This window comes from Delftia sp. PE138 (assembly GCF_018320755.1).
GTDB classification, from domain to species: Bacteria; Pseudomonadota; Gammaproteobacteria; order Burkholderiales; family Burkholderiaceae_C; genus Comamonas; species Comamonas tsuruhatensis.
Genome location: NZ_JABEPN010000001.1, coordinates 317088 through 339250, shown reverse-complemented (window position 1 = coordinate 339250; position 22163 = coordinate 317088). Strand labels below are relative to the sequence as shown.

The 22163-nt window shown below is 68.0% G+C and carries 23 protein-coding genes; 17 read left to right on the top strand and 6 right to left on the bottom strand.

Annotation, left to right across the window (positions count from 1 at the left end; translation table 11 throughout):
• Nucleotides 1-13: 13 nt before the first annotated feature.
• Entirely contained in the window at nucleotides 14-1300 is a 1287-nt protein-coding gene (fabF, locus tag HFGMBDPB_RS01495; protein WP_212644771.1) for a beta-ketoacyl-ACP synthase II, read from the bottom strand.
• A gap of 205 nt (nucleotides 1301-1505) precedes the next feature.
• Here fabF and HFGMBDPB_RS01490 point away from each other — a divergent pair, with 205 nt between their 5' ends.
• Nucleotides 1506-2108, top strand: a complete 603-nt coding sequence (locus HFGMBDPB_RS01490; RefSeq protein ID WP_016448719.1) for a TetR/AcrR family transcriptional regulator — start codon at nucleotides 1506-1508, stop codon at nucleotides 2106-2108.
• Between the two features lie 15 nt (nucleotides 2109-2123).
• Here the strand turns inward: HFGMBDPB_RS01490 and HFGMBDPB_RS01485 are convergent, their stop codons facing one another.
• The 3 genes from HFGMBDPB_RS01485 to HFGMBDPB_RS01475 all read right to left on the bottom strand — a co-directional run bounded on the left by HFGMBDPB_RS01485 (nucleotide 2124) and on the right by HFGMBDPB_RS01475 (nucleotide 5886).
• Nucleotides 2124-3350, bottom strand: coding sequence for a M20 aminoacylase family protein (locus HFGMBDPB_RS01485; protein ID WP_017404582.1), 1227 nt, complete (start codon nucleotides 3348-3350; stop codon nucleotides 2124-2126).
• Between the two features lie 134 nt (nucleotides 3351-3484).
• Nucleotides 3485-4633 carry a porin gene (locus tag HFGMBDPB_RS01480; protein ID WP_016448721.1) on the bottom strand — a complete coding sequence of 383 codons (1149 nt, stop codon included), beginning with the start codon at nucleotides 4631-4633 and terminating at the stop codon, nucleotides 3485-3487.
• A gap of 182 nt (nucleotides 4634-4815) precedes the next feature.
• Nucleotides 4816-5886 (bottom strand): porin, encoded by a 1071-nt coding sequence (locus tag HFGMBDPB_RS01475; RefSeq protein WP_212644770.1) that lies wholly within the window; start codon nucleotides 5884-5886, stop codon nucleotides 4816-4818.
• Between the two features lie 331 nt (nucleotides 5887-6217).
• Here HFGMBDPB_RS01475 and coq7 point away from each other — a divergent pair, with 331 nt between their 5' ends.
• A complete protein-coding gene (gene coq7, locus HFGMBDPB_RS01470; protein WP_212644769.1) occupies nucleotides 6218-6835 on the top strand; it encodes a 2-polyprenyl-3-methyl-6-methoxy-1,4-benzoquinone monooxygenase in 618 nt (205 codons plus the stop codon).
• A 118-nt stretch (nucleotides 6836-6953) separates the two neighbouring features.
• Here coq7 and HFGMBDPB_RS01465 read toward each other — a convergent pair whose 3' ends face one another.
• Entirely contained in the window at nucleotides 6954-7406 is a 453-nt protein-coding gene (locus HFGMBDPB_RS01465) for an OsmC family protein (RefSeq protein ID WP_016448724.1), read from the bottom strand.
• Between the two features lie 366 nt (nucleotides 7407-7772).
• On the opposite strand from HFGMBDPB_RS01465, the gene ilvA reads away from it, so the two are divergent.
• From ilvA to HFGMBDPB_RS01450, 3 genes are read left to right on the top strand one after another with little or no spacing between them, the layout of a single operon-like run.
• Nucleotides 7773-9326, top strand: a complete 1554-nt coding sequence (ilvA, locus tag HFGMBDPB_RS01460; protein WP_047218865.1) for a threonine ammonia-lyase, biosynthetic — start codon at nucleotides 7773-7775, stop codon at nucleotides 9324-9326.
• A 22-nt stretch (nucleotides 9327-9348) separates the two neighbouring features.
• Nucleotides 9349-10161, top strand: a complete 813-nt coding sequence (locus HFGMBDPB_RS01455) for an adenosylcobinamide-GDP ribazoletransferase (protein WP_212644768.1) — start codon at nucleotides 9349-9351, stop codon at nucleotides 10159-10161.
• Nucleotides 10158-10751, top strand: a complete 594-nt coding sequence (locus HFGMBDPB_RS01450; RefSeq protein ID WP_212644767.1) for a histidine phosphatase family protein — start codon at nucleotides 10158-10160, stop codon at nucleotides 10749-10751. The genes HFGMBDPB_RS01455 and HFGMBDPB_RS01450 overlap by 4 nt, the downstream gene beginning before the upstream one ends.
• A 6-nt stretch (nucleotides 10752-10757) precedes the next feature.
• On the opposite strand, the gene HFGMBDPB_RS01445 is transcribed toward HFGMBDPB_RS01450, so the two are convergent.
• Nucleotides 10758-11231 carry a type II secretion system protein N gene (locus tag HFGMBDPB_RS01445; protein WP_212644766.1) on the bottom strand — a complete coding sequence of 158 codons (474 nt, stop codon included), beginning with the start codon at nucleotides 11229-11231 and terminating at the stop codon, nucleotides 10758-10760.
• 46 nt (nucleotides 11232-11277) lie between these two features.
• Between HFGMBDPB_RS01445 and gspG the strand changes: the two genes are divergently transcribed.
• The 12 genes from gspG to HFGMBDPB_RS01385 all read left to right on the top strand — a co-directional run bounded on the left by gspG (nucleotide 11278) and on the right by HFGMBDPB_RS01385 (nucleotide 22163).
• On the top strand, nucleotides 11278-11730 hold the full coding sequence (gene gspG, locus HFGMBDPB_RS01440; RefSeq protein WP_212644765.1) for a type II secretion system major pseudopilin GspG: 453 nt from the start codon (nucleotides 11278-11280) through the stop codon (nucleotides 11728-11730).
• An 82-nt stretch (nucleotides 11731-11812) separates the two neighbouring features.
• Nucleotides 11813-12268 carry a GspH/FimT family pseudopilin gene (locus HFGMBDPB_RS01435; protein WP_016450872.1) on the top strand — a complete coding sequence of 152 codons (456 nt, stop codon included), beginning with the start codon at nucleotides 11813-11815 and terminating at the stop codon, nucleotides 12266-12268.
• Nucleotides 12265-12663, top strand: coding sequence for a type II secretion system minor pseudopilin GspI (gspI, locus tag HFGMBDPB_RS01430; protein WP_016448731.1), 399 nt, complete (start codon nucleotides 12265-12267; stop codon nucleotides 12661-12663). Before HFGMBDPB_RS01435 ends, gspI begins: the two co-directional genes overlap by 4 nt.
• Complete coding sequence (locus HFGMBDPB_RS01425) at nucleotides 12664-13371, top strand: prepilin-type N-terminal cleavage/methylation domain-containing protein (protein ID WP_160852838.1); 708 nt, start codon at nucleotides 12664-12666, stop codon at nucleotides 13369-13371.
• Nucleotides 13368-14345 carry a type II secretion system minor pseudopilin GspK gene (gspK, locus tag HFGMBDPB_RS01420; protein WP_016450870.1) on the top strand — a complete coding sequence of 326 codons (978 nt, stop codon included), beginning with the start codon at nucleotides 13368-13370 and terminating at the stop codon, nucleotides 14343-14345. Before HFGMBDPB_RS01425 ends, gspK begins: the two co-directional genes overlap by 4 nt.
• A 44-nt stretch (nucleotides 14346-14389) precedes the next feature.
• Nucleotides 14390-15634 carry a type II secretion system protein GspL gene (gene gspL / locus HFGMBDPB_RS01415; RefSeq protein ID WP_016448734.1) on the top strand — a complete coding sequence of 415 codons (1245 nt, stop codon included), beginning with the start codon at nucleotides 14390-14392 and terminating at the stop codon, nucleotides 15632-15634.
• Nucleotides 15631-16173, top strand: coding sequence for a type II secretion system protein M (locus HFGMBDPB_RS01410; RefSeq protein ID WP_017404590.1), 543 nt, complete (start codon nucleotides 15631-15633; stop codon nucleotides 16171-16173). Before gspL ends, HFGMBDPB_RS01410 begins: the two co-directional genes overlap by 4 nt.
• Before the next feature lie 2 nt (nucleotides 16174-16175).
• Complete coding sequence (gene gspN / locus HFGMBDPB_RS01405) at nucleotides 16176-16979, top strand: type II secretion system protein N (RefSeq protein ID WP_016450868.1); 804 nt, start codon at nucleotides 16176-16178, stop codon at nucleotides 16977-16979.
• A 3-nt stretch (nucleotides 16980-16982) separates the two neighbouring features.
• Nucleotides 16983-19352, top strand: coding sequence for a type II secretion system secretin GspD (gene gspD, locus HFGMBDPB_RS01400; RefSeq protein WP_016450867.1), 2370 nt, complete (start codon nucleotides 16983-16985; stop codon nucleotides 19350-19352).
• Between the two features lie 14 nt (nucleotides 19353-19366).
• Nucleotides 19367-20728: a GspE/PulE family protein gene (locus HFGMBDPB_RS01395; protein WP_016448738.1), complete on the top strand. Its 1362-nt coding sequence runs from the start codon at nucleotides 19367-19369 to the stop codon at nucleotides 20726-20728.
• 63 nt (nucleotides 20729-20791) lie between these two features.
• Entirely contained in the window at nucleotides 20792-21076 is a 285-nt protein-coding gene (locus HFGMBDPB_RS01390; RefSeq protein WP_223275171.1) for a hypothetical protein, read from the top strand.
• Between the two features lie 85 nt (nucleotides 21077-21161).
• Nucleotides 21162-22163, top strand: coding sequence for an LLM class flavin-dependent oxidoreductase (locus tag HFGMBDPB_RS01385; RefSeq protein ID WP_016448739.1), 1002 nt, complete (start codon nucleotides 21162-21164; stop codon nucleotides 22161-22163).

The window sequence follows — 22163 nt, the reverse complement described above, 5'->3', positions numbered from 1 at the left end:
CCACCCGCCTCGTTCAGCCCTGCCAGCGCCTGAGCACCAGCGAGGCGTTGACGCCACCAAAGCCGAAACCGTTGACCAGGGCATGCTCCATGGCCCAGGGCCTTGCCGCGCCGGCGATCAGGTCCAGCCCCTGGGCCAGGGGATCGGGCTCCATGAGATTGCGCGTGGCCGGCGCCATCTGGTCGCGCAGCGCCAGCACCGTGAAGATGGCAGCCACCGCGCCCGCCGCGCCCAGCAGATGGCCCGTGGCCGACTTGGTGGAGCTGATCGCCACGCCGCTGCCCTCGCCAAACAGGGAGCGCATGGCTGCCAGCTCGCCCCGGTCGCCCACGGGCGTGGAGGTGGCGTGGGCATTGAGGTACTGCAACTGATCCGGCGACAGCCCGGCCATGGCCAGCGCCTGTGCCATGCTGCGGCGCGCGCCCTCGCCATCTTCCGGGCCCGAGGTGATGTGATAGGCATCGGCACTGGTGCCGTAGCCCACCACTTCGGCCAGCGGCACGGCGCCGCGCGCCAGGGCGTGGTCCAGTCCCTCCAGCACCAGGGCGCCCGCGCCCTCGCCCATGACAAAGCCGTCGCGGCCCGCGTCGAAGGGGCGTGAGGCCTCTTCGGGCCGGTCGTTGTATCCCGTGGAAAGGGCCTTGGCCGCCGCGAACGCGCCCAGGCTCACGCGGTCGATGGCCGCCTCGGCGCCGCCGCACAGCGCCACATCGGCCTCGCCCGAACGGATCATGCGCAGGCCGTCGCCCAGGGCCTGCACGCTGGCTGCGCAGGCAGTGACCGGCGCACCCAGCGGGCCCTTGAGCCCATGGCGTATCGACACATGCCCGGCCGCGAGATTGACCAGGAAAGACGGTACGGTGAAGGGCGACAGGCGCGACACCCCCCGGCTGTCCGTGGTGCGCACGGCCTGGGCAATGGCGCCAAAGCCGCCGATGCCCGAGCCAATGATGCAGGCAGTGCGCGTGCGCTCGTCCTCGCTGGCCGGCTGCCAGCCGGCCTGGGCCAGCGCCTGGTCCGAAGCGTCCAGCGCCAGCGGGATGAAGCGGTCCATCTTGCGCTGGTCCTTGGGCGAGACCACGGCATCGATGTCCCAGCCACCTTCCGGGTCGCGGGCCAGGTCGGGCACCTGGCCTGCCACCTGGCCCGGCACATCGGGCGCCAGATCCTCGGGCAGCCGGCTCAGGCCCGATGCGCCGGACAGCAGCCGGCGCCAGGCCAATTCAGTGCCCCGACCCAGCGGCGAGACCATGCCCATGCCCGTGATGACCACGCGGCGTGCGAGAGGACCCGTGCTCATGAACGCTCCCTGATGGACCATGCAGAGACTGCAGCGCGCACGGGGCACAGGCTGCTCGGGATTGAAGAGGCGTTCATCGGTTCTTCCCTGTAGAGTGCACAGCCCCTGCCGCAGATGGTGAGCATTGCCTGCAGGCACGGACTTATGATGATGGCCGTCATCATAAACGCATTTTGATGACAACCATAATCATTGGACAGTGCACATGAAAGTCACGAAAGCCCAGGCCGCGCAGAACCGGCAGGACATCCTCGAAGCCGCCGCGCGGCTGTACCGCGAGCACGGGCTGGACGGCGTCGGCGTGGCCGAGGTGACGCGCGGCGCGGGACTCACCCACGGCGGGCTCTATCGCCACTTCGAATCCAAGGACGCGCTGGTGCGCGAAGCCTGCGCACGCGCCTTCGACTGGTCCATCGCGCCGCTGGACGGCCTGCAGGGTGAACAGGCCGGCAGCCTTGCCGCGCGCGTGCAGTCCTATCTGTCGCCGCAGCACCGCGACAGCCCCGGCGAGGGCTGCCCCGCTGCGGCGCTGGCCGTGGACGTGGCTCGGGCAGGTGGTGATCTTTCAGCGGTGTTCGCCGAAGGGGTGGAACGCAACATCGGCAGGTTTGCGCGCGTGATCGGCACACTTGGCGACGATCAGGCACCCGATGCCGCACAGCGCGCCCAGGCCATGGCCATGCTCAGCAGCATGGTGGGCGCCCTGGTCCTGGCACGTGCCACGGTCGCCGCCAATCCAGCCTTGTCCGACGAGATCCTGGAAACGGTAAAGGCCCACCTTCTTGCGATCGAGGGACAGCCCCGCTGACCGGCTCCGCCTGAGCTATACGTCCTGCGAAGGCAGCGGCATGGCCTGCTCGATCAGGCTGGCGTGCAGGGCAGCGCCCAGCGGCAGCACCTCGTCGTTGAAGTCATACCGGCTGCTGTGCAGCGGCACCCCGGGCTGGGCGCCCGTGGATTGCCCCAGGCGCAGGTAGGCGCCGGGTTTGTGCTGCAGCATGAAGGAAAAATCCTCCGCGCCCATGCTGGGCTCCAGCTGCCGGTCCAGGTTCTCCACGCCCACCAGCGCCTGGGCCACGTCGGCCGCAAAGGCGGCCTCCGTGGGGGAATTGATGGTGGCGGGATAGATGCGCTCGTAGTTGACCTTGGCCGTGGCACCCAGCCCCAGCGCCACCGCGCTGCACAACTCCTGCAGTCGCTGCTCGACACGGTCCTGCACGGCGGGATCGAAGGTCCGCACGGTTCCCACCAGCGTTGCCGTGCCCGGCATCACGCTGAAGGCGCCCAGGTCCCCGGCCTGCACGGCGCACAGGCTGATGACGGCGCTGTCGATGGCGCGCACATTGCGCGAGACGATGCTCTGCACCGCCGTGGTGATGTGCGCGGCCGCCAGCACCACGTCCACCGTCTGGTAGGGATGGGCGCCGTGGCCGCCGCGCCCCGTGATCTCGATGGTGATGCGGTCGGCCGCCGCCATCATCGCGCCCATGTTGATACCGACGGTGCCGGCGCGCATGGCGGGCCAGTTGTGCATGGCGTACACGGACTGCATGGGAAAGCGGTCGAAAAGACCATCGGCAATCATGGCCCGCGCGCCGCCGCGCCCTTCCTCGGCAGGCTGAAAGACCAGCACGGCCGAGCCGTCGAAACGCCGTGTCGCAGCCAGGTAGCGGGCGGCGCCCACCAGCATGGCCGTATGGCCATCATGCCCGCAGCCGTGCATCAGCCCCTGCTTGCCCGACTTCCAGGGAAATTCGTTGTGCTCGACCATGGGCAGTGCATCCATGTCGGCACGCAGGCCCACCATCGCTCCCGAGCTATGCCCCTGGCCACGGATCACGGCCACCAGGCCCGTGGTGCCCAGGCCTTCGTGGATCTCGTCCACGCCGCATTGCCGCAAGGCCTCCTTGACGCGCGCAGCCGTGAAGCGCTCCTCGAACCCCAGCTCAGGATGCGCATGCAGCTCGCGGCGCAGCGCCGTCAGCTCGGGGTGGTACTGAGCGATCTGGGCAAAGACCCGACCGCCTGCCTTGTATCGAGTGGCTTCCATCGCCTTGGTTCTTTCGCTTCATTGGCCTGCGCGTTACCTTAACGCAGGAAATCGCGCCCGCCCACCGTCAGCCCTTCGACAGGAAACAAAAAGGCCTCCCGAAGGAGGCCATCCGTTGCGCAAACGCCGCGCGCTCAGAAGCGATGGCGCAGGCCGACGGTGAAGCCCGTGCGCTTGGTGGCGCCATTGGCGTCGAGCATCACGCCCGAGCCGCCACTGGTCTTGGTGTGGTCCAGGGCCACATAGGCATCCGTACGCTTGGAGAAGGCGTAGTCGAGCACCGCCACCAGGAAGTCTGCCTTGCCATTGAAATTGCCCGTGCCCGAGCCCGACTGCTTGGCATGGTAGTAATGCGCGCCCACATTGATCTGGGGCGTGATCTGGTAGCCGAAGCCCATCTTGTACATCTGGCGCTTGTTGGCGTCGCCGGCCACGAAGCCGCCGTTGGACGAACCCGTCCAGAAGGAGTTGAGGATGGCCTGGTCGAATCCACCGCCTGCGGTTGCCGCCGGGAATGCGTCCTTGCGCTTGTTCAGGCCGTAGCCCAGGTTGACGTACCAGGGACCCACGCGGTAGGAGCCGCCCAGGGTATAGGCATCGACCTTGGTGCCGGCCGGCAGCGTCGTGCCCAGGTAGCCGGCGCCTGCGGAAATGCCGCTTTGCGAGTAGCGCAGATAGCCGCCGGCCGTCTTGATGGCGCCACCGGGCACCACGCCAGTGCCGACCTTGTCGAAGGTGTTGTTCTCGTCAAACGAATACTGCAATGCGCCGCGCACGGGGCCGAACTCGGCCAGGTACTTGACCATGTTGCTGGCGCGCGCACCCATGGACATGCCGATTTCAGGCTTGTAGGCCTCCATGTACGGCGAATACGGGAAGGAGGCATAGGTGGACGTCACCAGATCGAACAGCATGTTGTACTGGCGACCCAGGGTGATCTGGCCGAAGCTCTTGCTGCGCAGGCCCACCCAGGATTGCTGGAAGTAGCTGGCCGCAGCCTGCTCGCCAGTGTCGGTGAGGAAACGGGCTTCCAGGTTGGCAATGGCTGCCAGACCGCCGCCCAGGTCCTCGGTGATGTTGATGCCCCAGCGGCTTTGCGACATGCCGCCGCCGATCATCTGGGTCTTGCCGCTCTTGGTCGGGCCTTCATTGGTGGTGTGGCGCACGCCGGCATCGACGATGCCGTACAGCTGTACGCTGCTTTGCTGGGCGAATGCTGCCAAGGGTGCCGTTGCTGCCAACACCGCCAGTGCCACGCTCTTTTTCACGAATGAAGAATTCATTGTGTTGTCTCTCTCTTGTTAACGATTGGTTGGTGGAAATTTCATTCTAGAAACGCTTTTCCCGCCTCGTCACCGTTGGCACAAGCACAACACAGGTCTTTCCCTAGCACAAAACAAAAGAGCCAGTCCGAAGACTGGCTCTTTTTTGCTTCAAATGGCAACTGGCTTACGCCAGCCGTTCATTAGAAAGCGTGGCGGATACCGACTTGCACGCCAGTCTGGCTTTCGCCAGCGGCCACTGCGCCGTTGTACACGCCCTTAGCTTGCAGGCCCAGAGTAGAACGATCCTTGTTCTTCAGGAATGCCAGGTTGCCGTACAGCGAGGTACGCTTGGACAGGTTGTGCACATAACCCAGGGTGATCTGGTGAGCCTTGGAGTCGATGTTCTTCTGGTCGTACAGAGCGTACTGCAGCTTGACTTCGCCCACGCCGCCCACGGGAGCGGAAGCACCCAGCATGTAGGAGTTGGTCTTGATGTCGCCCCCAGCGTCGCGCTTGAACTTGGTCTGCTGCAGCAGGCCGCTCAGCTTGGCAACGCCGAAGTTGTACGAAGCACCCAGGGTCATTTCGTCGCGGTCAGCAGCAACAGCGGACAAGCCCGTGCCAGTGACAGTCTTTTGCTGGGCCAGGCCCAGGCTCACGCTCAGAGGACCGTTGTCATATGCAACGTAGCCGCCGATGTAACGACCCACATTGTTGGCCACTGTAGTGCCAGCAGTGTTCTTTTCGTCGAAAGCGTAGCCGATACCGGCGTTGAAACCGCCGAAATTGGGGGTGTAGTACGAAACCAAGTTGTTGGCGCGGATGCCGTTGTCGTCACCGCTCGCACCGCCTGCCCAGTTACGGAAGCCCATGAACTGGCCGATACCGGTTGCGCTGAACAGGTCGTAGGAGGTCAGCTTTTGGAAGGTCGGCACTTGGTCGCGGCCCAGGCGCACTTCACCGAAGTTGCCAGACAGGCTAACGGTGGAACGACGCTTGAAGTCGAAGCCGCTGCCACCGGTGTCACCGAAGATTTCGCCTTCCAGCCAGAAGCCGGCCTTCAGGCCGCCACCCAGGTCTTCCGTGCCACGCAGGCCCAGACGGCTCGTGGAAGCGCCGCTGGTGCCCAGGCCGTACACGCTGTCGCCCGCTTGGTTCTTGTTCACGTAAGCAACGCCAGTGTCGACGATACCGAACAGGGTCACGGAGGATTGAGCCATTGCGGCGCCGGAAGCAGCCAGCACTGCCAGGGCAATCAGAGATTTTTTCATTACGAGTTACTCCAAGGTTTAGAAGGGCGCCGGTCGTGAGGAAGAGAGGCTTGGCCTGAGGCTCCACCGGTTTCCCGCGCCAACCTCCTGGTGGGGAAGTTAGGGCCTATTGCACCAGACCGCCGCTGCCCATGCAAAGAAATTCACCCACAAACGGGCTTGAACCCCCGTTTTTCGTTGCACTGCCGCAACAAACCTGCAGACCAACACAATCAGGCCCAACCCGAACATCGCGCCGGCCTTGTTGCGCTTGCACAAAGAGAGGGCATGTCGTCCTGGTGTACCGTTCAGACCCTGAATTTGCCAAGATTTTCCGCTCTAGGGACCGCCCATGGACAAGATACTGACTGCCGCCGATGCGGCGCTTCGCACCCTGTTTGCACAGCCTTCCGCCGCCGAACGCTCCCCGGCCGCCGGTATCGCGGAGGGAGAGCTGACCGAGGCACAGCGCCGCCTGTCGGGCGCCTTGATGCGCGTCAATCATGTCGGAGAGGTCTGCGCCCAGGCGCTGTACAACGCCCAGGCCATGGTGACGCGCGACATGACGCTGCGCGAGCACCTGCTGGAGGCGGCGCGCGAGGAGACCGACCACCTGGCATGGACCCGCGACCGGCTCAACGCCCTGGGCGACCGGCCCAGCCTGCTGAACCCGCTGTGGTTTGCCGGGGCCTTCGCCATTGGCGTGGTGGCCGCCAAGATCAGTGACGCCGCCAGCCTGGGCTTCGTGGTCGAGACCGAGGAGCAGGTTTCCGCCCACCTGGAATCCCATCTGGGCCGCCTGCCTGAGGAGGACCGCCCTTCGCTGGCCGTGGTGGCCCGCATGAAGGATGACGAGGAACGCCATGCCGCCGCTGCGCGCGAAGCCGGCGCGCTGGAGCTGCCGCCGCCCGCCCGCGCCCTGATGCGCCTGGCCGCCAAGGTCATGACGACGACCGCTCACCGCATCTGAGATCCGAAGCTTCTGAAACGACGGAAGCTGCATCCAGCCAAAAAAGAAGCGGGCCCGGCCCGCTTTCTTCATTCTTGCCGAGTCCCTGCCGAGGCACGGACCCAAGCCTCCAGACACATCAGGCCTCGACGATGTCGAACCCCGTGGTGATCTCGGCCGTCTTGCCCAGCATGATGGTGGCCGAGCAGTATTTGTCGTGGCTCATGGCAATGGCCCGCTCCACCGCGCCCGCTGGCAGGCCGGTGCCGCTGACGGTGAACTGCATGTGGATCTTGGTGAACACCTTGGGGTCGGTGTCCGCGCGCTCCGAAGTGAGCTTGACGCTGCAGCCTTTGACCGCGTGCCTGCCGCGCTTGAGGATCAGCACCACGTCGTAGGCCGTGCAGCCGCCTGCGCCTGCCAGCAGCATTTCCATGGGGCGGGGTGCCTGGTTCTGGCCTCCATTGGCAGGATTGGCCGCATCCGGCGCCCCGTCCATATTGACCACATGGCCGCTGCCCGTTTCCGCCACGAAGCCCATGCCCGAGCGCATGCCGGTCGTGCCGCCTGTCCAACTCACTGTGCATTCCATTGTTGCGTCCTCAAAAAACTGTTGCTATTTTGCATCAACTACACAAAAACCCTGATTTTGTTGCAACGCAGCACCTGCCGTGCATACAATGCACCCAAGCGTTATCTGAAGGGTTAACCCGGACACCCCTCCAGATGGACTGCAGATTGTGAACCAACTTCACCCTGCATCGCACCAGTTGTCTCCTCCACCTCCTCTATTGGTGGATTCAGCCCCCGGCTTTACAGCCTGGGGCTTTTTTTTGCCTTCGTCGTCCCTGGCCCAGCCTGGACGCTGCACTGCAGCATGAGTCACAAGCGCCTATGATGGCCGCCTGACACCGACAGGCCGCCTCCCGGCCTGCTGCTCTCCAGCCTTTCGCCGACGATGAACCACCCCCTGACCCCTGCCGACTACCTGACCAAGATCCTTACCGCGCGCGTGTACGACGTGGCCGTGGAGTCGGACCTGGAGCCCGCCAAGGCGCTGAGCCGCCGCCTGCACAACAAGGTGCTGCTCAAGCGCGAGGACCAGCAGCCGGTGTTCAGTTTCAAGCTGCGAGGCGCCTACAACAAGATGGCACACCTGTCCGCCGAGCAGCTGGAAAAGGGCGTGATCTGCGCCTCGGCCGGCAACCATGCGCAAGGCGTGGCGCTGGGCGCACGCAAGCTCGGTTGCCGCGCCGTGATCGTGATGCCCACCACCACGCCGCAGGTCAAGATCGATGCGGTACAGGCGCTGGGCGGCGAGGTGGAACTGGCCGGGGAAAGCTATTCCGACGCCTACAAGCACGCCGTCAAGCTGCAAAAGGAAAAGGGCCTGACCTTTGTGCACCCCTTCGACGATCCCTATGTGATCGCCGGCCAGGGCACGATTGCCATGGAAATGCTGAGCCAGCTGCAAAAGCTGGGCAGCCCGCGCCTGGATGCCGTATTTGTCGCCATCGGCGGCGGCGGCCTGATCTCGGGCGTGGCCAACTACATCAAGGCCGTGCGCCCCGACGTGAAGGTGATCGGCGTGCACACCAAGGATTCGGACGCCATGCTGCAGTCCGTGCGCGCCGGCCACCGCGTGGAGCTGGCCGATGTGGGCCTGTTCGCCGACGGCACGGCCGTCAAGCTGGTGGGCGAGGAGACCTTCCGCATCGCCCAGGGCCTGGTGGACGACTACGTGGTGGTCGATACCGATGCCGTCTGCGCCGCGATCAAGGACATCTTCGTGGACACGCGCTCCATCGTCGAGCCGTCCGGCGCCCTGGCCGTGGCGGCGATCAAGCAGTACGTCGCGAAGAACAAGACCAGGGGCGAGACCTATGCCGCCATCCTGTGCGGCGCCAACATGAACTTCGACCGGCTGCGCTTCGTGGCCGAGCGTGCCGAGGTGGGCGAGGAGCGCGAGGCGCTTTTTGCCGTGACCATCCCCGAGGAACGCGGCAGCTTCAAGCGCTTTTGCGAAGTCGTGGGCAAGCTGCCTGGCGGCCCGCGCAACGTGACCGAGTTCAACTACCGCATCAGCCACGAGAACAAGGCCCATGTCTTCGTGGGCCTGACCACGGCAGCGCGCGGCGAGTCCGAGAAGATCGCCAGGAACTTCGAGAAGCAGGGCTTCGAGGCGCTGGACCTGACCTTCGACGACATGGCCAAGGAGCATCTGCGCCACATGGTCGGCGGCCATTCGCCGCTGGCCCAGGAGGAGCGCCTGCTGCGCTTCGTCTTCCCCGAGCGCCCCGGCGCATTGTTCAAGTTCCTCAGCCTGATGGCGCCGACCTGGAACATCTCGCTGTTCCACTACCGCAACCAGGGCGCCGACTACGGCCGCATCCTGGTCGGCATGCAGGTGCCTGCCAAGGATGGCAAGAAATTCGACGCCTTCCTGAGCAATCTGGGCTACCCCTGGGTCGAGGAAACCGGCAACCCTGCCTACCAGCTCTTCCTGAAGTAGGCCCCGCCTCGGCTGTCCAGACATGCAGCCCATACGCCATTTCCTGCTGGCCCTGCAGTTCTTCAGCCGCATTCCGGTCACCGGGCGGCTTGCGGCCTGGGCCGGCTGGAGTCCGGCAATGCAGCACGCCAGCGTGGCCCATCTGCCGGGCGTGGGCTGGCTGGTCGGCGCCTGGGGCGCGGCGTGGCTGCTGGCCGCAGGCTGGCTGCTGGCACCCAGCCCCTGGATGCCTCTGGTGGCTGCCGTGCTGTCCACCGTGGCCACGCTATGGATGACAGGGGGCTTGCACGAGGATGGATTGGCCGATGTGGCCGACGGCCTGGGCGGCTTTGTCCCGCCGCAGCGCGCGCTGGAAATCATGAAGGATTCGCGCCTGGGAGCCTACGGCGCCATGGCGCTGGTGATGGCGCTGATGACCAGGATCTCCCTGGTCGCGCTGCTGGTCGACATTCGCGTGCAATGGGCGGCCTTGCTGCTGTGCAGCATCCATGTGCTGTCGCGCATGGCGCCGCTGGCCCTCATGCAATGCCTTCCCTATGTGGGCCAGGCCACCCACTCCAAGGCCTTGCACGCCGCGGGTCGGCCATTGGCTGCCAGGGGCCTGGTCGCGGCAATCCTCTGGTGCCTGCCCGCCCTGGCGCTGACAGGCTGGCTGGCGGGCCTGCCGCTCGTCATCGGCCTGGTCCTGCCCGGCGCCCTGGTCACGGCGGCCATGGTGCGCTGGCTGCGCCGTCGCCTGGGCGGCATGACGGGCGATTGCCTGGGCGCCGCCCAGCAGGTCTGTGAACTGGCCATGCTGCTGGGCGCCGCCGCTGTGCTGATGCGCATGCAATGAACGCTCTCCCAACGCCGCGCCTTTGGCTGGTACGCCATGCCCGCCCCCTGGTGGAGCCCGGCATCTGCTATGGCCGGCTCGACATGGAGGCCGACGCCCAGGCCACGGCCGATGCGGCGCAGGCCCTGCATATCGCGCTGCCTGCGGATTGCCGGATGCTGCATTCGCCGCTGCGCCGATGCAGCCAATTGGCCCGGGCTCTGCAGGCCCTACGGCCCGGCCTGGCATCGCAGGCGGATGGCCGGCTGCTGGAGATGGATTTCGGCCACTGGGAAGGCCAGCCCTGGGAGGCGCTGGACCGCAGCGCCATCGATGCCTGGGCGGCAGACCTGGCACGGCACGCGCCGGGCCGGGGAGAGTCCCTGGCCGCCATGCTGCGCAGGGTGGACGAGGCCTTGCAGCAGGCAAGGATGTACTCGAAGGACGACGATGCCGGGCGCGACATCGTCTGGATCACCCATGCCGGCGTGGCGCGCTGCGTGCAATGGCTGATGCGTGAAGGCAACGCCCTGCCTCAGGCGGCCCAGTGGACGCTGCCGGCGCCTGACTTTGGCGGCTGGCTGGTATTGGAACTGCAGCCGCCGCACTGACCGGACTCAGCGCTTGTCGGGCAGGGACAGCTGCAGCGTGATGGAAGCGGGGCCATCGACGCTGGGGCCCAGGCGCGCCTCGCGGCCCGAAACCGACTGCAGCACCACGCCCTCTTCCACGGCACGCCCCACGCGAAACGGCTTGGCCGGCTGGTTGCCCACGGCGATGACCGCCGCGCCGCCGCCGCTGTCGCGACCGGCCAGCACACCCACCAGCGCATAGCGCGAGACCACAGGCGCCGCAACGGGCACAGCAACACCCTGAGCAGCGGCCACGCCCCCCAGGGCCTGCGCCAGCGCGGGCGCATCGACCTGCAGTGCCTCGGGGGGAGCCGGTGGCACGGGCGACCCCGCGCCGCCATTGCCCAGGCGCATGGCCCAGAAAGCCACGATGCCGGCCGCCAGCAGCCAGAGCACGAATGTGGCCGCCTTGACGTGCCAGGTCCGGGCCTGGCCCCGGTTCAATGAAAGTGTCACCATCGCGCGATTATGATGGAGCGATATGTCCAATTTGCTGCACCGTTCCATGACCAGCCTTCCCCGCCGTCCGCTGCCTGCCCTGCGCACCGCCGTCCAGTGCGGGTTCACGCTGATCGAGCTGATGGTGGTCCTGGTCATCATCGGCGTGCTGGCGGCCCTGATCGTGCCCAACGTGCTGGACCGCGCCGACGATGCCCGCGTCACGGCTGCACGCACCGACATCACCAACATCTCCCAGGCGCTCAAGCTCTACCGCCTCGACAACCAGCGCTATCCCACGGCCGAGCAGGGCCTGCAGGCGCTGATCATCCGTCCCACGAGCGGACCGCTGCCCAACAACTGGAAGCCCTATCTGGAAAAGCTGCCCAACGATCCCTGGGGCCGCCCGTACCAGTACCTGAATCCGGGCATCAAGGGCCCCATCGACATCATGTCCTTCGGTGCCGACGGCCAGGCCGGCGGAGAGGGCAAGGATGCCGACATCGGCAGCTGGCAGTAAGTCGATGGCCCGGGCGATGGCCCGCAAGCGCCGCGCTGCACCGCACCACAGGCCCGCACTCCCGGCGGGCCTGCCTGCTCTCATGCCCCACCAGACGGTTGCGCCCACCCTGACCACTCCTTCGCGCGGCTTCACCCTGCTGGAACTGCTGGTGGTCATCAGCATCATGGCGATTGCCGCTGCCGGCGCAAGCCTGTCTCTGCGCGACAGCGGGCAGGCCCAGCTGGAACGCGAGGCCGAGCGCTTGGCCGCACTGCTGGAATCGGCCCGCGCACAGGCACGAGCCAACGGCGTGCCCGTGCGCTGGCGGCCCATGCCGCAGGGCTTTCGCTTCGAGGGCCTGCCGGCCAGCGCGCAATTGCCTTCGCAATGGCTGCAGCCCGGGGTGCAGGCACAGCCGGCGACGCCGCTGATCCTCGGCCCCGAGCCACTGATTCCTCCCCAGTCCGTCACGCTGACGCTGCGCGACTCCAACAGCCCGCCGCTGCGCGTGGCCACGGATGGACTGCGGCCCTTTGCCGTGCAATCCCTGCCATGACAGGCATCCACGGACCACGCCGCAGGCACGGCGCGCCAAGGCGCCTGCCGCACGGCTTCACGCTGATCGAGGTCCTGGTGGCCCTGGGCATCGTGGGCATTGCCCTGATGGCAGGCCTGCAGGCCACATCGGCCCTGACTCGCAATGCCGAGCGCCAGTCCGAGGTGCTGCTGGCCCAGCTGTGCGCGCAAAACGAACTGGTGCGCCTGCGCCTGTCGCGCCAGATGCCGCCCGTGGGCGACAACAGCTTCACTTGCGAGCAGGGCAGCCGGCAGCTGCAGGTCCAGCTCAGCGTGCGCCCCACGCCCAACCCCAGCTTCCGCCGCGTGGATGCCCTGGTCGTCACGGCCGAGCATCCGGTGCTGCGGGTATCGACCATCGTGGGCCGCTTCTAGATGCGTTTGCGCCCTTTCTCCCGCACGCAAGGCTTCACCCTGGTGGAGCTGATGGTGGCCATCGCCGTCATGGCCCTGCTGGCCCTGGTGAGCTGGCGCGGACTGGACAGCATGGTGCGCTCGCAGGAGACCATTCGCGCGCGCAACGAGCAGCAGATCGTGCTGCAGACCGTGATCGCCCAGTGGAATGCCGACCTCGAAGCCCTGATGCCGCTGGAGCACGCCCAGGTCATCGACTGGGATGGCCAGGTGCTGCGCATGACCCGCAAGAGCAGTGCCGCCGTGGACGATGGCGCCGTGGTCGTGGCCTGGGCCCGCCGCCAGACAGCCGGACGCGACCAGTGGCTGCGCTGGCAGTCGCCACCGCTGCGCACGCGTGCCCAGTGGCGCGAGGCCTGGAACCAGGGGGCGCAATGGGGACGCAATCCTTCGGACGACCAGCGCCGCCGCGAAACCGTGCTGCTGCCCCTGGACCAGTGGCGCCTGTACTACTACCGCGACAACGCCTGGAGCAACCCGCAGTCCAGCGGCTCGGACAACGGCACGGGCACGCCCAATCCACCATCCGGCGGCACCAACAGCAGCGCACAGCTGCCCGCGATTCCTGACGGCATACGCGTCGAACTGACCCTGCCGCCCGACAGCGCCGTCCCCGGCCGCGTCACCATGGACTGGGTCAACCCCCTGCGATCCAACAGCCGATCATGATGCGCGCACCCCGCACCCTGCCCGTCCGCCGCCGCCATCGCGGCGTGGCCCTGCTGGCCGCCATGCTCACGGTCACGCTGGTCGCCACCTTTGCCGCCACCGCGCTGTGGCAGCAGTGGCGCAGCGTGGAGGTCGAGACCGCCGAGCGCAACCGCATGCAGGCCGCCTGGATTTTGCTGGGTGCGCTGGACTGGTCGCGCGTGGTGCTGGCCGAGGATGCGCGCACCAGCCTGCAGGTGGACCACCTGGCCGAACCCTGGGCCGTGCCGCTGCAGGAGGCGCGCCTGTCCACCTTCCTGGCGGCGCAGAACAACGTCAGCCAGGTCGATGACGGCATGGCCGACATGCAGGACGCCTTTCTCTCAGGCCAGATCATCGACCTGCAGTCGCGCCTGAACCTGCGCAACCTGCTGGGCGCGCCCGACAAGCCCGAAACCCTGCGCCCGCTGGCACGCCTGCTGGAACGCCTGAACCTGCCCCCTGCCTATGCCGCCCAGATCGTCCAGGCCCTGCGCGCAGCGGCCACCGCCGGCGAGGGCGCGCAGTTCCTGATGCCGCGCACGCTGAGCCAGTTCGGCTGGCTGGGATTGCCGCCCGAGGTCGTCTCGCGCCTGGAGCCCTACATCACCCTGCTGCCCGAGAACACGCCCGTCAACCTCAACACCGCCAGCGCCGAAGTCATCTGGGCCAGCGTGGAGGACCTGACCTGGTCCCAGGCCAGCCAGCTGGTGCAGCTGCGCGCATCGCGCCCGCTGCGCAGCCTGGCCGATGCCTCCAACGCGCTGGGCCTGCCGCAGAAATTCGAGGGACAGAACCTGTCGGTCGCCACCAGCTTCTTCGAGGCGCGTGGCCGCATGCGCCTGGGCGAGATCGTGGCCAGCGAACGCTCCATGTTGCGGCGCAACAACATGACAGTCACTACCATCTGGCGCGAGAGGGGGGACTGGGGATTGCCCGAAGCTCCCGCGCCGTGACAGATGCCTGTCACACTCGGCCCCTACAATGCCCGCTTCCGTCCATGAGCACCTTGATTCTTCATCTGCCTGCGGGCCCCGCTGGCGAATACGCCTACGCACTCAGCAGCGACGGCCTGCGCGCCGACCGGCATGGCCACGCCGCAGCAGGCCTGCTGCCCGATCCTGGCCGCACCGGCCAGACGGTTGCCGTGGTGCCGCACCAGGCCTTGTCCTGGCATCTGGTCAGCCTCCCCCATGGCGTGCCTACGGGGAGCCGGCGTGGACATGTGCGCCTGCGTGCCGTGCTCGACGGGCTGCTGGAAGAGCGCCTGCTCGACGACCCCTCCCAACTGCATCTGGCGCTGCAGCCTCAGGCACGCGCGGGCGAGCCCTGCTGGGTTGCCGCCTGCGACAAGGCCTGGCTCCATGCCCATCTGCAGGCCCTGGAGTCCGCAGGCCGGCCCGTGGGCCGCATCGTGCCCGAATGCCCGCCCCAGTCCACGCCCCAGCTGTGGGCCGTGGGCACGCCTGAATCGGCCTGGCTGCTGGCCACCGGCCTGAGCACGGCCCCGCAAGGCATGGACTCGCTGGCCTGCCTGCCGCTGCGCACCGACAGTGCCGACCCCGCCATGCTGGCCGCCCTGCTGCAGGCCCTGCCCCCCGACACCCCGATCCAGGCGGACCCGGCGCTGGCCCGCGCCGCCGAGGCCCTGCAGCGCCCCGTCAGCCTGCTGACGGACGCCCAGCGCGGCCTGGCGGCCCGCGCACAAAACTGGGACCTGGCGCAGTTCGACCTCGACCTGGGCGGCGGCAGCCGCACCCGCCGACGCATGCTCGACGGCTGGCAGAGCTTTCTGCGCGCGCCGCAATGGAAGGCCGCGCGCTGGGGTGCCGCGCTCGCACTGCTGGCCCAGGTGGTGGGCCTCAATGCCTGGGCCTGGACCGAGAACCGCGCCATCGCGGCCAAGCAGGTCCAGGTGCGCTCCACGCTGGCTACCAGCTTTCCCCGCGTGCCCGTCATCGTCGACGCGCCCGTTCAAATGCAGCGCGAAGTCGCCACGCTGCGCCAGAGCGCCGGCGCGCTGACGCAGGGCGACCTGGAGCCCCTGCTGGCCGCCGCATCCCGGGCCCTGCCCGCTGGACAGTTGCCCCAGGCCATGGACTACCAGGACCGGCAGCTGCGCCTCAAGGGCGTCTCGCTGGAGGCCGAGGCACTGGAGCAGGCACAACAACATCTGGCCGCAAGCGGCCTGCGACTGCAGCGCGACGGTGCCGACCTGCTGCTTGCCCAGGAGGCCCGGCCATGAACATGCGCGCATCCCGCCAAAGCCTGGCACCCCTGCGCGCGCGCTGGAATGCTCTGGCGCCGCGTGAACAGAACATGACCCTGCTGGCCGGTGGCGTGGTGGCACTGGCCCTGCTGTGGTGGGTGGCCCTGGCCCCCGCCCTGCACAGCCTGCGCACCGCGCCCGAACGCCATGCCCAGGCCGACCGCCAGTTGCGCCAGATGCAGCTGCTGCAGGCCGAGGCCGAGCAGCTGCGCGGCAACGCACGCCCCGTGGTCGGCGATGCCAAGGCGCTGCTGCAAAGCTCGCTGTCCGCCGAACTGGGCGCCTCCGCCCAATTGAACTGGATGGGCGACCGCGCACAGATCACGCTCAAGGCCGCACCCGCCGCCGCGCTGGCGCGCTGGCTGGCCCAGGTCCGCAGCAACACGCACGCCGTTCCCGCCGAGATGAAGCTGGCCCGCAGTGCATCTGCAAGCGCCGCAGGCGCTGCCGATGCCGTGCGCTGGGATGGCAGCCTGGTGCTGGACCTGCCTGTCGATCCGTCGCGGGCACCTTGAGCATGCGCCGCCAGCCCCGCTCCCAGCCTGTCCTGCGCTCACCGCGCGGCTGGGCGCTGGCAGGCGCCCTGTGCGGCCTGGTGGCCACCACCGTCGTCTGGGCACCCGCCGCCTGGCTGGCACGCGGCGTGGATTCCGCCACACAGGGCCAGGTACTGCTGCTGCAACCGCGCGGCACGCTGTGGAACGGCTCGGCCTCCCTGGCCTTCACCGGAGGCGCCGGCAGCCGCGACCGCACGGCCCTGCCCACGCGGCTGGAATGGACGCTGCGCCCGCGCCTGGACGGTGCCCGCATTCAGCTGCGCAGCGAATGCTGCACACCCACGCCCGTGGTGCTGGACCTGCTGCCGCGCTGGCAGGGCCTGAGCGCCGTGGTGCACGACAGCGACACGCGCTGGCCCGCCTCGCTGCTGTCCGGCCTGGGCACGCCCTGGAACACGGTGGACCTGCAAGGCCAGCTGCGGCTGGCCACGCAGGCCCTGCAACTGCAATTGCTGTGGCAATCGGGGCGCTGGCGCAGCGACGGCAGCACGCGGCTGGAGGCGCTGGCCGTATCCTCGCGGCTGTCCCCTCTGCGCCCGCTGGGCAGCTACCGGCTCGACATCCTCGGGGGCGACAGTCCGCAGCTGCAGCTCAGTACCCTGACCGGCGACCTGCGCCTGAGCGGCCAGGGCCAATGGGTAGGCCAGCGGCTGCACTTCCAGGGCGAGGCCTCGGCCAGCCCCGAGCGCGAAACCGCGCTGTCCAACTTGCTCAACATTCTGGGACGGCGCCAGGGGCCCCGGTCCATCATTTCCTTTGGTTGATCCATGACTCAGCAGCACACGACCCCGTTCTGGCGCAACACCCTGCACACGCTGGCCGTCAGCGCCATGCTGGCCTGCACCGCTGGCACCGCCCAGGCCCAGCAGACCAATGCACCGGCCGGCGCCACGCCCAGCCTGCGTCCGGGCGAGCCTGTGACGCTGAATTTCTCGGGCGCCGACATCGAGGCCGTCTCGCGTGCCATCGGCGCCATCACCAACCGCAACGTGGTGGTCGACCCCCGCGTCAAGGGCCAGATCACGCTGCTGACCGACAGGCCCGTGCCGCCCGCCACCGCCTACCAGCAGTTCCTGGCCGCGTTGCGCCTGCAGGGCTTCACCATCGTCGAATCGGCCGGCCTGTACAAGGTCATCCCCGAAGCCGACGCCAAGCTGCAGGCCAGCGAGGTGGCCGTGGGCGCGGGCCGCAGCAGCACCGGCAGCCAGATCGTCACCCAGATCTTCAAGCTCAACTACGAGAACGCGGCCAACCTGGTGCCCGTGCTGCGCCCCCTGATCAGCCCCAACAACACCATCAACGTCAACCCGGGCAACAACTCGCTGGTCATCACCGACTACGCAGACAACCTGCAGCGCATCTCGCGCATCGTGGCGACCATGGACGTATCCAACGCCACCGATGTCGAAATCATTCCGCTGCGCCATGCCGTGGCCACCGACATGGTGGCCCTGGTCTCGCGCCTGATCGAAGGCGGCACGGCCAGCCCCGGCGGCCTCACGGTGACCGCAGGCGGCGCCAATATTCCGGGCCAGAGCGACAACGCCTTCAAGACCTCGCTGATGGCCGAGCCGCGCAGCAACTCCATCGTGCTGCGCGCGGCCAACCCGGCACGCCTGGCCCAGGTGCGCTCGCTGATCGCGCGGCTGGACCAGCCCGCCATGAACGGCGGCGGCGACCAGGGCAACATCCACGTGGTCTATCTCAAGAACGCCGACGCCGTGGCGCTGGCCGCCACCTTGCGCGCCGCCATCGGCGCCCAGGCCACGGCCGCCGGCACGGCCAGCGGCCAGCCCGGTGCGGGCGGCACCCTGCCGCAGGGCGGCGGCATGTCCTCCATCCCCACCTCGCAGCCCGTGGTCTCGCGCGACTCCAGCGGCACGGCATCCATGGGCATGGGCTCGTCCTCGGGCCTGGGCAGCGGCGGCGGGGGCGGCGCGCTGGGCGTGGCCCAGCAGCCCTCCACGGGCGGCATGATCCAGGCCGATCCTTCGACCAACTCGCTGATCATCACGGCACCGCCGCCCGTCTACCGCCAACTGCGCGCCGTGATCGACAAGCTCGACGGCCGCCGCGCCCAGGTGCTGATCGAAAGCCTGATCGTCGAAATCAAGGACAACCGGCTGGCCCAGTTCGGCATCCAGTGGCAGGCCATGCTCAGCAACAACGGCCGCGTGATCGGCACACTGGGCACGAACTCCAATGTGGCGGGCGCCAACATCCTGAACCTGCTCGGCCTGGTCAAGGATGGAGGCCTGGACGGCAGCGCCATTACGGGAGACACGTTGTCCAGCCTGAGAGGCACCAACCTCGGCTTCACGCAGCGCGTCAACGGCAAGGACACGCTGGGCTTTCTGGCCAACTTCCTGCAAAACAGCGGTGACGCCAACATCCTGTCCACGCCCAACCTGATGACGCTGGACAACGAGGAGGCGCGCATCATCGTGGGCCAGAACGTGCCCATGGTCACGGGCTCGTACGCCAGCAACTCCACGGGCGGCACGGTCAACCCCTTCACCACCGTGGAGCGCAAGGACGTGGGCCTGATGCTGCGCGTGCGCCCGCAGATCAACGAGAACGGCACGGTGAAGCTGGCCGTGTTCCAGGAAGTCTCCTCGGTGGACGAGTCCACGCGCAAGGACACCAACGGCCTGACCACCAACAAGCGCTCCATCGAGTCCAACGTGCTGGTCGAGGACGGCAACATCGTCGTGCTCGGCGGCCTGATCGACGACAACTACTCCCAGGCCGAGGACCGGGTGCCTCTGCTGGGCGACATTCCCGTCGTGGGCAACCTGTTCCGCAACACCAACCGCAAGCGCAACAAGACCAACCTGATGGTCTTCCTGCGCCCCGTGGTGATGCGCGATGCGACTGCCACCAACCAGGTCTCTTCCGAGCGCTACGAAGCCATCCGCGCGCAGCAACAGAGCCTGCAGCCCGAGCCCAGCGCCCTGCTGCGCTCGGTCAATGCCGCGCCCGTGCTGCCCACGCTGACGCCGCAGCCGGACCCCGGCTCGTTCACCAACCCGGCCGCCATCGTCAACGTGCCGGGCGCCAGGCCCGAGCTGATCGACTTCACCCAGCCGCAGCCCGCCGCTCCCGCCCCCGTGCCGGCCGCGCCCGGCGCGCTCTGAGGCAGGAAGGCCCCATGCGCTATCCCCTGCCCTATGCGTTTGCGCGCACCAGCCAGCTGCTGATCGAGGACGACGGCCACGAGCCCCTGCTCTGGCACGGCCCCTCGCCGGACTGGCAGGCCCTGTCCGAAGTCCAGCGCAGGCATGCGGTGCAGCGCTGGCAGATGCTGGACGCGGGCACGCTGGCCCACCGCATCAGCGCCGCCTATTCGCAGGGCGAGTCCAGCGCGGCCCTGGTGGTCAGCGAGGTCGAGTCCGACGCCGACCTCTCGCGCATGATGCAGGAGCTGCCTGCGGTCGAGGACCTGCTGGAGACGGCCGACGACGCGCCCATCATCCGCATGCTCAACGCCCTGCTCACGCAGGCCGCGCGCGACGGTGCCAGCGACATCCACATCGAGCCCTACGAGCGCCATTCCAGCGTGCGCTTTCGCGTGGACGGCGACCTGCGCGAAGTCGTGCAGCCCAACCGCGCACTGCATGCAGCGCTGATCTCGCGACTGAAGATCATGGCCGACCTGGACATCGCCGAAAAGCGCCTGCCCCAGGACGGCCGCATCAGCCTGCGCCTGGGCACGCGCGCCATCGACGTGCGCGTCTCCACCCTGCCCAGCGCCCACGGCGAGCGCGCCGTGCTGCGCCTGCTGGACAAGAGCGAGAGCAAGCTCAGCCTGGAGGCCGTGGGCATGCAGGGCGAGACGCTGAGGCGATTCACCCACCTGACGGCCCAGCCGCACGGCATCGTGCTGGTCACCGGCCCCACGGGCTCGGGCAAGACCACCACGCTGTATGCGGCACTGTCGCGCATGGACGCCAGCCACAGCAACATCATGACGGTGGAGGACCCCATCGAGTACGAGCTGGCCGGCGTGGGGCAGACCCAGGTCAACGCCAAGATCGACCTGACCTTCGCCAAGGCCCTGCGCGCCATCCTGCGCCAGGACCCGGATGTGATCATGATCGGCGAAATCCGCGACTTCGAGACCGCGCAGATCGCCATCCAGGCCTCGCTGACCGGCCACCTGGTGCTGGCCACGCTGCACACCAACGATGCCTCCAGCGCCGTCACGCGCCTGATCGACATGGGGGTGGAACCCTTCCTGCTGTCGTCCTCCCTGCTGGGTGTGCTGGCCCAGCGCCTGGTGCGCAAGATCGACACCACCGAGCCCAGCGGCTACCGGGGGCGCACCGGCATCTTCGAGATGCTGGTGGTGGACGACACCATCCGCGCGCAGATCCACCGCCAGGCCAGCGAGGCCGAGATCCGCGACACCGCGCTGGCCGCGGGCATGCGCCTGATGCGCGACGACGGCGAGCGCCTGGTGCGCGAGGGCATCACCACGCCCGAGGAAGTGCTGCGCGTCACGCGCGACTAGGCGCAGGCGGCCACGCCCGACCCTGCGCAGCACGGGGCATCCCTGTTTGCCACAATGGTCGGCATGTTGGAATCCCTACGCGCCTGGAGCGCTCCCTATGGCGGCGACCTGTTCCTGTGGGTCGCCACGCTGAGCCTGATCAGCTACATCGCCCTGTGGTGGTTCAAGTCACGGCTGTCCACCAGCCAGCTGCGCCGCGTCATCCGCCTGTCGGCGCTGGTGGCGCTGCCGCTGTCCTGGCTGGCCATCCAGCAGGGCGAGAACCATCTGGCGGCAGCCATCCTCCCCCTGGTCTGGTGCGTGGTGCTGGGCATCACCTGCGCGCGGGAAATGTCCAGAAGAAACTGAGTGCGCGAACGCGCACCAGGAATGCCCTGGCGCGGCAAGGCCCGCGCCGCCCCCACCCACCGTGAACTGGAAGTTGGAACCTGCCATGACATCATTCAATGAAGTCCGTCTGTCCATGCTCGACCTCGTGGCCGTGCGCGAAGGCGGCACCGTCGCCGAGGCCCTGGACATCGCGCTGGCCACGGCCCGCAAGGCCGAGGCACTGGGATTCGAGCGCTACTGGCTGGCCGAGCACCACAACATGCCCGGCATCGCCAGCTCGGCCACGGCCGTGCTGATCGGCCATATCGCAGGCGGCACCTCGAAGATCCGCGTGGGCTCGGGCGGCATCATGCTGCCCAACCATGCCCCGCTGGTGGTGGCCGAAGCCTTCGGCACGCTGGCCGAGCTGTACCCGGGCCGCATCGACCTGGGACTGGGCCGTGCGCCCGGCACCGATGGCGCCACCATGCGCGCCCTGCGCCGCGACCGCGTCGAGACCGAGGAAGACTTCCCGCGCGACGTGATGGAGCTGCAGCGCCTGCTGGCCCCGGCCACGCCGGATCAAAAGCTGGTGGCCACGCCCGGCGCGGGCACCAACGTGCCGATCTGGCTGCTGGGCTCCAGCCTGTTCTCGGCCCAGCTCGCAGCCCATCTGGGCCTGCCCTACGCCTTTGCCTCGCACTTCGCGCCGCGCATGCTCTACCAGGCCGTGCAGCTGTACCGCAGCCTGTTCAAGCCGTCGGCCCAACTGGCCAAGCCCTACGTGATCGTCGGCGCACCCGTGATCGCCGCGCCCACCGATGACGAGGCCGAGTACCTGGCCAGCAGCACCTACCAGCGCGTGCTGGGCATCATCACGGGCCGGCGCGGACTGCTGCCGCGCCCCATCGAGAACTATGCGGCCCAGCTCGGCGAGCAGGAGCGCCGCGCCATCGGCGACTTCCTGGCCGTGGCCTCCATCGGCGGCCCGGACAAGGTGCGCACGCGCCTGCAGAAGCTGCAGGCCGACACCGAGGCCGACGAGCTGATCCTGGTCAGCGACGTGTATGACCGCGACCTGCGCCTGCGCTCGCTGGAGATCACGGCCGGCGTCATGGGCCGCTGA

Coding starts and splice junctions, on each gene's coding strand:
- fabF (WP_212644771.1), bottom strand. CDS start 1,300: ATGAGCACGGGTCCTCTCGCACGCCGCGTGGTCATCACGGGCATGGGC.
- HFGMBDPB_RS01490 (WP_016448719.1), top strand. CDS start 1,506: ATGAAAGTCACGAAAGCCCAGGCCGCGCAGAACCGGCAGGACATCCTC.
- HFGMBDPB_RS01485 (WP_017404582.1), bottom strand. CDS start 3,350: ATGGAAGCCACTCGATACAAGGCAGGCGGTCGGGTCTTTGCCCAGATC.
- HFGMBDPB_RS01480 (WP_016448721.1), bottom strand. CDS start 4,633: ATGAATTCTTCATTCGTGAAAAAGAGCGTGGCACTGGCGGTGTTGGCA.
- HFGMBDPB_RS01475 (WP_212644770.1), bottom strand. CDS start 5,886: ATGAAAAAATCTCTGATTGCCCTGGCAGTGCTGGCTGCTTCCGGCGCC.
- coq7 (WP_212644769.1), top strand. CDS start 6,218: ATGGACAAGATACTGACTGCCGCCGATGCGGCGCTTCGCACCCTGTTT.
- HFGMBDPB_RS01465 (WP_016448724.1), bottom strand. CDS start 7,406: ATGGAATGCACAGTGAGTTGGACAGGCGGCACGACCGGCATGCGCTCG.
- ilvA (WP_047218865.1), top strand. CDS start 7,773: ATGAACCACCCCCTGACCCCTGCCGACTACCTGACCAAGATCCTTACC.
- HFGMBDPB_RS01455 (WP_212644768.1), top strand. CDS start 9,349: ATGCAGCCCATACGCCATTTCCTGCTGGCCCTGCAGTTCTTCAGCCGC.
- HFGMBDPB_RS01450 (WP_212644767.1), top strand. CDS start 10,158: ATGAACGCTCTCCCAACGCCGCGCCTTTGGCTGGTACGCCATGCCCGC.
- HFGMBDPB_RS01445 (WP_212644766.1), bottom strand. CDS start 11,231: ATGGTGACACTTTCATTGAACCGGGGCCAGGCCCGGACCTGGCACGTC.
- gspG (WP_212644765.1), top strand. CDS start 11,278: ATGACCAGCCTTCCCCGCCGTCCGCTGCCTGCCCTGCGCACCGCCGTC.
- HFGMBDPB_RS01435 (WP_016450872.1), top strand. CDS start 11,813: ATGCCCCACCAGACGGTTGCGCCCACCCTGACCACTCCTTCGCGCGGC.
- gspI (WP_016448731.1), top strand. CDS start 12,265: ATGACAGGCATCCACGGACCACGCCGCAGGCACGGCGCGCCAAGGCGC.
- HFGMBDPB_RS01425 (WP_160852838.1), top strand. CDS start 12,664: ATGCGTTTGCGCCCTTTCTCCCGCACGCAAGGCTTCACCCTGGTGGAG.
- gspK (WP_016450870.1), top strand. CDS start 13,368: ATGATGCGCGCACCCCGCACCCTGCCCGTCCGCCGCCGCCATCGCGGC.
- gspL (WP_016448734.1), top strand. CDS start 14,390: ATGAGCACCTTGATTCTTCATCTGCCTGCGGGCCCCGCTGGCGAATAC.
- HFGMBDPB_RS01410 (WP_017404590.1), top strand. CDS start 15,631: ATGAACATGCGCGCATCCCGCCAAAGCCTGGCACCCCTGCGCGCGCGC.
- gspN (WP_016450868.1), top strand. CDS start 16,176: ATGCGCCGCCAGCCCCGCTCCCAGCCTGTCCTGCGCTCACCGCGCGGC.
- gspD (WP_016450867.1), top strand. CDS start 16,983: ATGACTCAGCAGCACACGACCCCGTTCTGGCGCAACACCCTGCACACG.
- HFGMBDPB_RS01395 (WP_016448738.1), top strand. CDS start 19,367: ATGCGCTATCCCCTGCCCTATGCGTTTGCGCGCACCAGCCAGCTGCTG.
- HFGMBDPB_RS01390 (WP_223275171.1), top strand. CDS start 20,792: ATGTTGGAATCCCTACGCGCCTGGAGCGCTCCCTATGGCGGCGACCTG.
- HFGMBDPB_RS01385 (WP_016448739.1), top strand. CDS start 21,162: ATGACATCATTCAATGAAGTCCGTCTGTCCATGCTCGACCTCGTGGCC.